This window comes from Streptomyces sp. 11-1-2, assembly GCF_003595545.1.
GTDB lineage: Bacteria > Actinomycetota > Actinomycetes > Streptomycetales > Streptomycetaceae > Streptomyces > Streptomyces hygroscopicus_B.
Window position 1 is genome coordinate 8517212 of sequence record NZ_CP022545.1, and the last position, 11978, is coordinate 8529189.

At 71.2% G+C, this 11978-nt stretch carries 12 protein-coding genes; 5 read left to right on the plus strand and 7 right to left on the minus strand.

Features of this window, described 5'->3' with window-relative positions; all coding sequences use genetic code 11:
- The first annotated feature begins 57 nt into the window (after positions 1 to 57).
- The 5 genes from CGL27_RS36590 to CGL27_RS36610 all read left to right on the plus strand — a co-directional run bounded on the left by CGL27_RS36590 (position 58) and on the right by CGL27_RS36610 (position 3777).
- On the plus strand, positions 58 to 663 hold the full coding sequence (locus tag CGL27_RS36590; protein ID WP_205587807.1) for an XRE family transcriptional regulator: 606 nt from the start codon (positions 58 to 60) through the stop codon (positions 661 to 663).
- A gap of 130 nt (positions 664 to 793) precedes the next feature.
- Positions 794 to 1669, plus strand: a complete 876-nt coding sequence (locus CGL27_RS36595; RefSeq protein WP_119992001.1) for a class I SAM-dependent methyltransferase — start codon at positions 794 to 796, stop codon at positions 1667 to 1669.
- A gap of 179 nt (positions 1670 to 1848) precedes the next feature.
- Complete coding sequence (locus CGL27_RS36600) at positions 1849 to 2616, plus strand: DUF1684 domain-containing protein (RefSeq protein WP_119992002.1); 768 nt, start codon at positions 1849 to 1851, stop codon at positions 2614 to 2616.
- Positions 2617 to 2671: 55 nt separating this feature from the next.
- Positions 2672 to 3046, plus strand: a complete 375-nt coding sequence (locus CGL27_RS36605) for a nuclear transport factor 2 family protein (RefSeq protein WP_119992003.1) — start codon at positions 2672 to 2674, stop codon at positions 3044 to 3046.
- Positions 3047 to 3318: 272 nt separating this feature from the next.
- Complete coding sequence (locus tag CGL27_RS36610) at positions 3319 to 3777, plus strand: VOC family protein (protein WP_119992004.1); 459 nt, start codon at positions 3319 to 3321, stop codon at positions 3775 to 3777.
- A 25-nt stretch (positions 3778 to 3802) separates the two neighbouring features.
- Here CGL27_RS36610 and CGL27_RS36615 read toward each other — a convergent pair whose 3' ends face one another.
- The 7 genes from CGL27_RS36615 to fdhD all read right to left on the minus strand — a co-directional run bounded on the left by CGL27_RS36615 (position 3803) and on the right by fdhD (position 11973).
- Positions 3803 to 5698, minus strand: coding sequence for a sialidase family protein (locus CGL27_RS36615; protein ID WP_119992005.1), 1896 nt, complete (start codon positions 5696 to 5698; stop codon positions 3803 to 3805).
- A 410-nt stretch (positions 5699 to 6108) separates the two neighbouring features.
- On the minus strand, positions 6109 to 6471 hold the full coding sequence (locus CGL27_RS36620) for a MerR family transcriptional regulator (protein ID WP_119992006.1): 363 nt from the start codon (positions 6469 to 6471) through the stop codon (positions 6109 to 6111).
- Positions 6472 to 6543: 72 nt separating this feature from the next.
- Positions 6544 to 7833 carry a serine hydrolase domain-containing protein gene (locus CGL27_RS36625; RefSeq protein ID WP_119992007.1) on the minus strand — a complete coding sequence of 430 codons (1290 nt, stop codon included), beginning with the start codon at positions 7831 to 7833 and terminating at the stop codon, positions 6544 to 6546.
- A 172-nt stretch (positions 7834 to 8005) separates the two neighbouring features.
- Positions 8006 to 8764 carry a glucose 1-dehydrogenase gene (locus tag CGL27_RS36630; RefSeq protein ID WP_119992008.1) on the minus strand — a complete coding sequence of 253 codons (759 nt, stop codon included), beginning with the start codon at positions 8762 to 8764 and terminating at the stop codon, positions 8006 to 8008.
- On the minus strand, positions 8761 to 10167 hold the full coding sequence (locus CGL27_RS36635; protein ID WP_119992009.1) for an MFS transporter: 1407 nt from the start codon (positions 10165 to 10167) through the stop codon (positions 8761 to 8763). The genes CGL27_RS36630 and CGL27_RS36635 overlap by 4 nt, the downstream gene beginning before the upstream one ends.
- Positions 10168 to 10320: 153 nt before the next feature.
- The gene (locus tag CGL27_RS36640; protein ID WP_119992010.1) at positions 10321 to 10905 is read right to left on the minus strand and encodes a TetR/AcrR family transcriptional regulator; all 585 of its coding nucleotides are present in this window, start codon (positions 10903 to 10905) and stop codon (positions 10321 to 10323) included.
- Between the two features lie 180 nt (positions 10906 to 11085).
- Positions 11086 to 11973, minus strand: a complete 888-nt coding sequence (gene fdhD / locus CGL27_RS36645; RefSeq protein ID WP_119992011.1) for a formate dehydrogenase accessory sulfurtransferase FdhD — start codon at positions 11971 to 11973, stop codon at positions 11086 to 11088.
- Positions 11974 to 11978: the final 5 nt, after the last annotated feature.

An 11978-nucleotide genomic window follows, 5' to 3' on the forward strand; every position in this document is an offset into this window, starting at 1 on the left:
GGACCATCTGTATTCGACGTTAAGCCCACATTGCAGCAAGGGCATATCATGTTGCCTATGACGCAAGAAGATGGGCAGCTGGACAGCCTCGTGCGCAAACGGATCCGTGCCCTGCGGGTCGCGCAGGGGTGGTCCCTGGAGGAACTGGCCTCCCGTGCCAAGCTCAGCCAGTCCTCGCTGAGCCGGATCGAGAACGGTCAGCGCCGTCTCGCCCTGGACCAGCTTGTGACTATCGCCCGCGCTCTCGACACGACGCTGGACCAGCTCGTGGAGAACGCGGCCGACGACGTCGTCATCAGCCCGATGATCGACGGCGCCCACGGCTTGATGCGCTGGCCGGTAAAGGGCGACCCCGGCATGAGCGTCATGCGTCAACGGATGACCGAACCCCCGCCGGACAACCCGGCCCGCATGCGTGCTCACCCGGGCCGCGAATGGCTTGTCGTGCTCTCCGGTACGGCGATCCTGATGCTCGGGCACCGACGGTTCCGGATCGAGACGAACCAGGCTGCCGAGTTCCCCACCATGATGCCGCACGCGATCGGCGCCGAGGGCGGACCGTGCGAGATCATGGGGATCTTCGACCGAGATGCCCGCCGCGGCCACCAGCGCGACGCAGGCGAGAACGGCGAGTGCGACGGCGCGAAGGGGCCCTGCGAGTAGCACCCGCGGGACGGGGGCTGCGCCGCCACACGAGGGATGATCTTGCGTGGCGGGCAGCGTATCGGGCGACCTGGTTGCCTCGTACGCAAGAGGTCGTGCGGTTCACGCATGGAGTGCTTACGGTGGGGCCATGACCCCAGGACACGAGCACACCCCCCACCATGGCGGCTCGCACGGCCACCACCACGAGCAGCACGACGACAGCGGCCAGGCGGAAATCCTCGATCTGGACGCCGAGGTCCTCGCCGAGCACATCGCGGACATCACCGCCTGGCTGCCCTTGAAGGCCGAGCCGCGCCAGATCGTGGACCTGGGCTGCGGCACCGGCGCGGGTACCTTCGCGCTCCTCGAACGCTTCCCCGATGCACATGTCACCGCCGTCGATACCTCTGCCGGCCACCTGCAGCTGCTGCGGGAGAAGGCGTGCGCCCGCGGCGTGCAGGACCGGGTGCGCACCGTGCAGGCCGACCTCGACACCGACCACTGGCCTGACCTCGGCACACCCGACCTGGTGTGGGCCTCGGCGTCGATGCATCACATGGCCCACCCCACGCGGGCACTGGCCAGCGTGCACGAACTCCTCGTGCCGGGCGGCCTGTTCGCGGTCGTCGAGCTGGACGGCTTCCCCCGGTTCCTGCCCGCCGACGCCCCCGAAGAGCGGCCCGGACTCGAGGAGCGCGCGCATGCCGCGACCGACAGCTTCCACGCCGAGCACGTCCCGCACCGTGGCGCCGACTGGGGGCCGATGCTGACCGCCGCCAGGTTCGCCGTCGAGGACGAGCGCACCATCACCGTCAACATCGCAGGCAGCCGCAGCGAGACCATCGGCCGCTACGCCCTGGGAAGCCTGCAACGCATCCGCGGCGTCGCCGCCCCCGCGCTCGACGCCGCGGACCTTGCCGCACTCGACGAACTCCTGGACGAAAGCGGCCCGAAGAGCATCCTGCGCCGCGACGACCTCGCCGTGCGGACCGAGCGCACCGTGTGGGCCGCGCGCCGCGCCTGACCCCGGCTGCCCGGCTTGCCTGCCGGGCAGCAACCGCACCCCATTACTTGCCTTATACGCAACCACTGCCGCGCACCGGCGTGCGCGTCGTTGGGCTGAGCAACCATGCCCCGCGCACGCCTCACGCAGCGCTACCTGCCGCGACCCCATGGCGCGGTGGAGAGGAAGGGAGCACCCCCATGACCGCACCGCGGATTCCCGCCGACTACGACGCCTGGCGCGAGGGCCGGTGGGAGGAGATCGCCGGAGTCAACGGGAAAGGCACGGTCACCGCCAAGGCCAAGATCAGCGGCCACGATGCGCACACGCTGGACGGCCTGCCCGGCATCTGGACCACCACCGAAACCGGCGCGCTGACCGTGACGGCCAAGGCCGCCGACGGCGTGCGCGTCAACGGCGAAACGGTCGACGGCACCGCCGAAGTCCCCTCCGGCGCCAAGCTGGACTTTCCCGGCGGCCTGAACGGGTTCGCCGGCGGAGCCGACGGCTTCTATGGCGTCATCGTCATGGACCGGACTCGCGTGGAGCACTCCGGCCTCAGCGGCATCGACCGCTTCCCCTACGACCCCACGTGGGTGTTCGAGGGCCACTACCGGGCCGCGGAGACGGGGCGTCGGATCGAGGTGGAACGGCTGACCGCGCCGCGGTCGACGGAAGCGATCCTGGCCCCCGTCGACTTGGTCGTGACCACCCACGGCACCGAGTACGTCCTGGCTGTGCTGGAGGAGTCGCCCGGCCAGCGCCTGGTCATCTTCACCGACGAGACCAACGGCGATTCGACGCCGCAGATCGGCCGCTGGCTGGTCCTGCCGCTGCTGGAGCCCGGCTCCGCGGTGACCGTCGACTTCAACAAGGCGACCTGTCCGCTCTCGCCGTTCGGCAACCACCTGCCGATGCGCGTCGAGGTCGGCGAACGCGCCCTCATTCACGCTGCCGACCAGGGCTGACCCCACCTCAATCCGTCCGCTGTTCACCGCAGTTCGTACCGAAGGAAGAACCCGCATGAGCCAGGAACTCAAGGACAAGGCCGTCGCCTACCTCCGCGCGCTGGAGAACCGGGATTGGAAGGCCGCCCGCGCGATGTGTGCCGAGACGACGACGGTGTGGCACAACGACGGCAAGGGCGAGCAGTCGATCGAGGAGAACATCGCCGGGATGGAGGGGCAGATCGAATCCATCGAGTTGATGCGCTACGACATCACCCGCCAGTTCTCACAGCCCGGCGAAGTCCTCCAGCAGCACGTGGTGCACGTCGCCACCACCAACGGCATGCGCGGCGAGGTCCACGCCGCGGTGTACTTCCGCTTCGACGACAAGGGTCTGATCACCCGCATCGAGGAATACGCGAACTTCGTCCCCGCAGGCCAAGACAACTAAAACGGCGAAAGCGTCCATCCACCGTCGTCACCGCGCTACGGAAACCGCCGCGCGGTGCGACCCCCATCCAGTCGGAGCCCCTCGCGGCTCCGCCAAGCGCCCGATCAAGAATCTCGTTCTGCATCGGCTGCAACAGCGGCCCTGCTATCGCACGCTCACGCCACGCTTCAAGCCTTTCGGAACTACTCGTCCAGCGGGACGTACTCGCGGCGGGTCTCGTTTTCAGACCCTCTCGGGAGGCTGTTGTCAGACCCCTCTGCGAGGCTTCGGACATGACGACGCTCACCCTGCAGCTGACCATCGACTGTGCCGAGCCACGCCGGATGGTGGCCTTCTGGGCCGAGGCCCTTGGCTATGTGCCCGAGCCCCCGCCCGGCGGCCATGCCACCTGGCGGGAGTACTGGGCGGACATGGGGGTGCCCGCGGAGGAGCTGCCTCCCGGGGCCGGGGAGATACCGGAGTCCATCGTGGATCCGGAGGGGCAGGGTCCGAGGGTGTGGTTCCAGCAGGTTCCGGAGTCGAAGGTCACCAAGAACCGGCTGCATCTGGATCTGAAGGTGGGCGGCGGGCGCGATGTGCCCCTGGCGGTCCGCACCGAGCGGGTCACCGCGACCGTGGACCGGCTGAAGGAGGCCGGAGCCACGGTGCAGCGGATCATGGACGAGCCGGGGATGGAGTACTACGCGGTGGTGCTCCAGGACCCGGAGGGCAATGAGTTCTGTGTGGTCTAGCCGGGTGTCCGGTCGTGGATGGCCGCTAGTGATGAGATGACCGCACGCGGTCCAGGGGGAGGTGGACGAGGGCGCCGGAGTGGTGGTCGTCGAGCGGGGCGTTGAACTCGCGGACGCGGCGCAGTTCGGTGTCGGTCAGGGCGCGGCCGTACAGGCGGAACTCATCGAGATCGCCGGTCATATGGGAGCGGCCGTCCACGGCCTGGCCGAGGTGGAGGCCGAAGGGCGCGGTGCGGCTCACGGTGCCCGGGGCATCGGGGGCGGTGACGGCGGTGCCGCCGTCCACGGTGAGGGAGAGCCGTCCGCCGCTGCGGGTCAGGGCGAGGTGATGCCACTGCCCGTCGTTGTACGCGGCGTCGGTGGACACCGAGGCGCTGGTGAAGGTGGAGAAGCCGTTGACCGTCGTCATCAGCGCCCGGATCCGGTTGCTCCCGGGCTCACCGCGCAGCCAGACCTGCGGCTGTTTGGTGCCGATCCCGCCCATCCACAGGAACGGATGCTGCCCGGAGGCGGCCGAGTAGCGGAACCACAGGCTCACGGTGAAGTCGCGGGTGCCCAGCGGCAAGGCGGTCCGGTACGGAATACGTACCGCGTCGTCCGTGCCGTCGAAGGACAGCCCGCCGCCGAAGCGGCCGTCGCCGCGCGCCGCCGCGCCGCCGAGCACGGTCGCGGACCGGGCGCCGGGCGCGCGGTCGTCGGTGGTGGGGGCGGGCGCCTGGCGGGGACCCAGCCAGTCCTCGGTGAAGCGGGCGAAGCGGATCTCGTCGCGGGCGTCCACCGCACCGCCCTCGTACAGCAGCCCCACCGCGTCGCGGGAGACCGCGACCATGTCGGAGTAGCCGGACCAGTCGGTGGTGACGACCTTGCCGCGCTCGACACCGTCCCAGGTGCGGGCCTCGTCCCAGGAGGAGCGGACCATCATGGTGCGGCGGCGGTCGGGGTCGGCGGGGGCCGAGAAGAGCAGCCGGCTGTGGCCGTCGCGGGCCGGATCGCGCAGCCGCAGGATCGAACCCTGCACCTGGGGAGTGGGCAGATCGGGGATGGTGCGGAAGGGCCCGGTGAAGCTCTGGCCGCCGTCCCGGCTGATGGCGTAGTCGCGATGGCCGAGATCGGTGCCGTCCTGCTCCCGCCCGCTGACGTAGACCGATCCGTCGGCGCGCTCCACCAGCGTCATCTCGGACGGCTTCTGACGGAAGGTGCCGTCCTCCGCGAGCGGGTAGGTGTCCATCGCGCCGATGCGCCAGCGGTTGCCGCCGTCGTCGCTGTAGGCGAGCGCGGCATGGTTGTCGGTGATGCGGCCGCCGCTGTAGCTCTCGGTGTTGAGGGTGAAGAGCAGCCGTCCCTTGTGCCGGCCGTGCTGGAGCTGGATGCCGTGGACGGGGCCGGTGGCGTACCAGGAGTTCCACTGGGGCGGCATCAGCGAGGAGCTCAGATCGCGCGGGGTTGACCAGGTGGCGCCGTTGTCGTCGCTGTACTGCAGATGCGGGGAGCGGTCACAGGGGATGTCGCAGCTCTGGGAGTCGTCGCGGCCGGTGTTGTAGGTGCTGGCGAGCACGATACGGCCGGTGCGCAGGTCCACGATGGGTGCGGGATTGCCGTGGGTGTCGCCGCCGCCCTCGTTGATCACCTGGAGCGGGCCCCAGGTGCGGCCGCCGTCGGTGGAGCGCTTGAGGACCAGATCGATGTCCCCGGCGTCGCCGCAGTTGTCGACCCGGCCCTCGGCGAAGGCGAGCAGGGAGCCGTCCTTGGCCTTGACGATCGCCGGGATCCGGAAGCACGAGTAGCCCTGTTCCTGGGCGGACTTGAAGAGGACCTGTTGTTCGAAGCCGGAGTCGGCGCGGGCCGCGGACGCGGAGGAATCCGTGTCCGCGGCCCGTACCGGAAGCGGAATCAGGGCCAGCGCCGCGGCGGTGAGGAGCACGCAGGCGCGGCGCCGCCATGGTCTGGCACGGGGGTGGGATGGTCTGGTGCGGGGACGTGTGCGGAGAACTGACGCCATGGTCACGGCCTGCCCTTCAGACTGCCTCATGGAGGCATCGGCATCTGGACGTCAAGGCCGTCGGGCATCACGCCAGGAGGCATCACACCGTCAGGACATCAAGACATCCCATGTCTCACACATGACTGCGGCAGAAAGTGTCTCGTCCTGCGGTCGTCCGGGACAAGGACCGTGCGTCATATCCTCGTGACACTACGCCAGTTGAGGTGAGGCGGGGCGCGAGAGGGCGGCGCCCGCCCCCGGCCGCGCCCCGCCTCCCGGCTGCCCCACTGCCCCGGGCCGGGCCCTGCCCCCCGGCTGCCCTACTGACCCCGGGCCGCGCCCCGCTTCGGTCAGTTCATGGCCGACTGGCCCGCGGTGATGACCCTGTCCAGCAGCGACCGGGACAGCTCGAGCTCCTCGATGGCCGCGGTCATCCGCTCCCGCTCCGCCCGCAGCTCGCCGAGCAGATCCGGGCAGGTGGGCACGAGGTGCTCACCGTCGTCGCGGAGGCAGGGCAGGACCTGGGAGATGGTCGCCGTCGAGAGCCCGGCCGCCAGCAGCGCGCGGATGCGCCGCACCACCGCCACATCGGACGCGCGGTATGCGCGATAGCCGCTGGGCAGCCGCTCGGGCTGGAGGAGGCCCTGCTGTTCGTAGTAGCGCAGCAGCCGTTCGCTCACCCCGGTGCGGCGGGACAGCTCGCCGATACGCATGGGCCCTCCTCCTCACGCCCTCACGCCCGGAACTCTCTTCACGCCCCGAAACTCTCCAATGGATGTCAGAGTTTACGGCTTCGGGCGCGCGCCGTCGCACAGGACGCGATCGGTGAGGCGCTGCAGGGCCGCCTCGGCCCGGAGCAGCTGCTCGTCGTCGGCGGTCTTGCCGCTGGAGCTGATGGTCACCGAGCGCCGCCCGCCCTCGGTGAAGCCGGTCCGCACCGTGGCCCCTTCGAGGTCGCCGCCGTGGCCCCAGCGGTAGCCGCCGCAACTGAGCGGCTGCCGCATCATCCCGAGCCCGTACTGGGCGTGCGGGAAGGCCACCTCGAAGTCCGGTCCGACGGGGACGGTCCGGCGCATCTCGGCCAGCTGCGCCGGGGGCAGCAGACGGCCGCTCAGCAGCGCGGTGTAGAACCGGTCCAGATCGCGATCGGTGGTGATGAGCGAACCGGCCGCGCCGCCCCAGGAGACGTTCCGGAGCGTGGTGTCCGTCCAGGTGCCGGAGCCGGGGAAGCGTTGATACGTATGTGCGTACGGGGCCTTCAGCCGCGGATCGTCCCCCGGCTCGTGGGTGCCGGTCAGGCCCAGCGGGCGGATGATGCGGTCGCGGACCTCCTCCGGCCACGCGCGTCCGGTGACCTTCTGGATGATCATTCCGGCGAGGACATAGCCGGGGTTGGAGTAGTTCCAGTCGGGCTTTTGGTCATCGGCCGGGGCGGGCGGGAAGTCGGGCCGGTGCTTCATCGCCCCGGCGACCACCTGCTCGGGGGAGACATGGTCGAACCGGGTCCGATCGAAGTCCGCCGCCGTGTCGCCGGTGTCGTCGCTGTAGGCGTAGTTGTGGATGCCGCTGGTGTGCTGGAGCAGATTCCTGACGGTGATCCGGCGGCCGTCGTTGCCGTTGCCGCTCACCACACCCGGCAGCCACTTGTCCACCGGATCGCTCAGCGAGAGCCGCCCCTCGGCGACCAGTTGGAGGACGACCGTGGCCACGAAGGACTTGGTGACGCTCGCGGCCCGGTAGTGCGCCCCGTACGGCATGGGACGGCCGGTGTTCAGCTCCGCCTCGCCCGCGCGGGCGTGGATCCGGCGGTGGCCGTCGCGCACCTCCACGGTCAGGCCGATGAAACCGGCGTCCTCAAGGGTCCGGGCCACCTCGCGGCGCAACTCGTCCTCGGTGAGCCGGTGGTCGGGGGAGTCGGAGCCGGGCGCTGCGGGCGCTTGGGGTGCTGTGGGGGCTCCGGGGGCGGCGGTGGTGGTGGCGGCGGCCGGGACCGCGGCCGCACCGGCGAGGAGAGTGGCGGTGACGGCGGCGGCCATGACGAGGCGTAAACGAGGGCGCTTCGTGAGTGCGTTCATGTCTCACCAGCCTCCGGGTGCGGCGGCGCCCCGGCCATGCGGCAAGCCCCCGCGTAAGAGTGGGGGCTGCCCCATGGCCGGAGGCCCGTGGCAGGAGCTCCGTGGTAAGAGCTCCATGGCCGGGCTGCTCCGGCCGGTCGATCGCTCGGCGCGGTCGGGCGCTCGGGGCCGGTCAGGCCGACGAGCCGCTGTCCACCACCAGATCCGTGCCGACCACGGAGCCCGCCGCCGGTGAGACCAGATAGAGCACGGCCGCCGCGATCTCATCCGCCTCCGCGACCCGGCCCAGCGGATTCTCGGCCTTCACCCGCTCGGCGCGGTCGGCCTCGGTCTCACCGGGCAGCAGTGACATGGGGCCGTCGGAGACGCCGGGGCTGACCGCGTTGATCCGGATTCCCTGGTGGACATGGTCGAGCGCGGCGACCCGGGTCAGCGTGGCGACCGCCGCCTTGGAGGTGCTGTACGCGCCGAGGCCCGGCACCCGGAGGTGGGCGCCGAGGTTGGAGGAGACATTGACGATCGCCCCGCCGCCGTGGTCCTTCATGTGCGCGATCTGGTGCTTCATGGCCAGCCAGACACCGGTGACATTGGTGCGCAGCACCGCCTCCCAGTCCTCCTCGCTGACCTCCCCGACGGGCCCCTTGCCGCGCAGTATCCCGGCGTTGTTGACGGCGATGTCCAGTCCGCCGAAGCGGGTGACGGCCGTGTGCACCAGCTCCCGCAGCTGCCCGGAGTCGGTGACATCGGCGGTCACGGCGGTGGCCCGGCCATCGGCGGCCTCGATGAGGCGGACCGTCTCGGCCAGGGTGGATTCGGTGCGCCCCGCGGCCACCACGGAGGCGCCTTCGGCGGCGAAGGCGAGCGCGATGGCACGGCCGAGGCCGGTGCCCGCTCCGGTGACGAGGGCGGTCTTTCCGGTGAAGCGGTTCACTGCATGGCTCCTTGAGGAAGAGAGGATGGACGGGATGGACGGGTCCGCTGGACGCGGAGGTTCAGAGCGGCGACGAGGGCGAGCGCGGCCCCCGTCGCGGCGAGGGAGAAGGCATCGCTGCCGAAGGTGAGCACGATGGCGAAGACGACGGTCGGGCCGAGCTCCATCGCCGTGTTCAGCACCCCGCCCGCGAGTCCGGTCCGCTCGGGCGACACCCCATGGGTGGTGAGCACGGCGGCCCCGGCGAAGGAGGCGGCGGCGCCGGCCGGCAGCAGTACCAGCCCCGGCAACAGCGCGGAGGCGTACGGGGTGTGCGGGTCGAGCCCGGTGAGGGCGAGCAGGACCAGCCCGGCCGCGGCCGTGGCCAGCCCGGCGGCGGTGACGACGCGAGGGCCGAAGCGGGCTATCAGCGGCCCGGCCGCCCGCCCCGAGGCGAGCAGGGCGATGGCGAACGGCACAAAGGCGGCCGAGGTCCCCAGCGGTGACCAGTCACGGTCCTGCTGGAGATGGAGCGAGAGGGTCACAAAGGTCATCGCGGTCGCGCAGGCGCTGAGCGCGATGGCCGCGAGGGCGAGGGCCCGCCGCCGGTTCAGCAGGAAGCGGGGCGGCAGCAGTGGATCGCCGGCCCGGCGCTCGGCGAACCAGAACGCGACGAGCAGCGCGGCCCCGATGAGCAGGGGCGCCAGCGCCCCGGCCGACGACCAGGGCAGGGCGTCGGTGACCACGAGCCCGTAACTGGCCAGCGTGATCCCGGCCGTGGCCAGCAGCGCGCCCGGCAGATCGAGCGTCCGGCCCCGGCTCGGCGCGGTGTCCGGCAGTAGCCGGGGCGCGAGGGCGAGGGCGGCCGCGGCCACCGCGAGGGGTACGGCGAAGCTCCAGCGCCAGGACAGCCATTCGGCTATGACGCCGGAGACCAGATTGCCCGCGGTCGCGCCGAGCACCGAGAGCCCGCCCCAGGCGGCCATCGCTCTGCCATAGGCCGCGGGGGTGGGGAAGACGGCGCGCAGCACGGCCATGGCGGCGGGCGCGATCAGGGCCGCCCCCGCGCCCTGGGCGAACCGGGCCATGAGCAGTGTCCCGATGCCGGGGGAGAACGGGGCGGCGGCCGAGGCGGCGGCGAAGACGATGAGCCCGGCGGTGAGGGCGCGCCGCCCGCCGTAGCGGTCGGAGAGGCGCGCGCCGAAGAGCAGCAGCCCGGCGAAGGTGAGCCCATAGGCGGCACTGAGCAGGATCAGATCGGCCCGCTCCAGGCCGAAGGCGCGGCCGATCTCGGGCAGCGGCACGGCGATCGCCGCGAGCGTGAAGATCAGGGTGATCTGGACGGAGCCGAGCAGGGCGAAGGCGTGGCGATGGGGCGTCGTGGTGGTGGTGCCGGTGCCGCGCGGGGTGTCGGTGACGGTCATCTCTCCCCCAATATTTGACCGATCGTTTTAATATGCGGGCATGCGAATGGGCTCTGTCTCACTCCTGTGATCGTGGTGTGGTGCGGCTCCGAGCCGGGGCAGGCCGGTACGTCAGGCCGCAGAGGTCGGGTCGAAGGCGTCAGGCCAAGCAGGTCAGTCCAGCAGTGCCAGCGCCTGCTCCGCGGCGTCCCGCACCCGGGCCGGGTCGTCCGACGCCTTGCCGACCACCCGCAGCCCCTGCATCAGCACGAACAGCATCCGCGCCAGCGCACGGGGGGCGCGGTCCTCGGGAAGCTCTCCCTGGGCCTGGGCCCGTATCAGCGCGGAGCACAGTGGTGTCTCCACGTGATCCCAGCTCAGCTCCACCCGGCGGGCGGCCGCCGGGTCGTGCGGAGCCAGCTCGGCCGCTGTGTTGGTCACCAGGCAGCCGGCCAGCCGCATCTCCGGGGAGGCGGCCTCCTCGGCGAAGCGGCGCACCACCGCCCGCACCGCGGGCAGCGCCGGGCCCGGCTGGGACAGCTCGGTCAGCAACGACGGGTCGCGCGTCTCCGCATAGCGGTCCATGGCCTTCAGATACAGCTCGTGCTTGCTGCCGAAGGTCGCGTAGATACTGGCGCGGCCGATGCCGAGATGGTCGACGAGGTCCGCCATCGAGGTCGCTTCATAGCCGCGCTGCCAGAACAGCTCGAGAGCCGACTGCAGGGCGGCCTCCGGGTCGAATTCCTTCGTTCTGGCCATGAGCCAATCGTAGCACCTAACCAGAACGAACGGTCAAGAACACTTTCGAGTGAAGGCCCGGATGTGGAACGCAGGTACGGGACCCGGTGACGCGCGTACACGCCCCGGTAGGGACCGGCCGGCGCAGGGGGCGCTCCCCGCCGGCCGGCCCGCCAACCCGTGCAGCGGGCGGACCGCTTCTCAGGTCCCGCCGACCGCTGTCCGCAGGGCGAGTCGCTGCTCACCCGCGTACACGTTCATCGAAGTGCCGCGGAGGAAGCCGACCAGGGTCAGCCCCGTCTCCGCCGCCAGATCCACCGCCAGCGAGGAGGGCGCCGACACCGCCGCCAGCACCGGGATCCCCGCCATCACCGCCTTCTGCGCCAGCTCGAAGGAGGCGCGGCCCGAGACCATCAGCACCGACCCCGACAGCGGCAGCAGACCCTGCTGGAGCGCCCGCCCCACCAGCTTGTCCACCGCGTTGTGCCGGCCCACGTCCTCCCGCAGGTCCAGCAGCTCGCCGTCCGGCGTGAACAGCCCCGCCGCGTGCAGCCCGCCGGTCCGGTCGAAGACGCGCTGCGCCGCGCGGAGCCGGTCGGGGAGCACGGAGAGCGTCTCCGGCTCGATCCGGACGGGAGGGCTCCCGCCGTCAGCCCCGCCGTCCGTCCCGTCGCCGAGGCCGTCCGCGAGTGCCCAGCGCGCCGTCGTCCGCACCGCGTCCAGGCTGGCTTTGCCGCACAGCCCGCAGGAGGACGTCGTATAGACATTGCGCTCCAGGGTGATGTCCGGGACCGGCACACCCGGTGCGAGCGTCACATCCACCACGTTGTAGGTGTTGGAGCCGTCCTCGGTGGCGCCCGCGCAGTAGACGATGTTCGCCAGCTCGTCCGCGCGCCCGAGGACGCCCTCGCTCACCAGGAACCCGGCGGCGAGGGCGAAGTCGTCGCCCGGTGTGCGCATGGTGATCGCCAGCGGTTTGCCGTTCAGCCGGATCTCCAGCGGCTCCTCCGCCACCAGGGTGTCCGGCCGGGTGCTGACCGCCCCGTCCCGGATGCGGATGACGCGGCGTCGCTCGGTGACCCGTCCCATGTCGA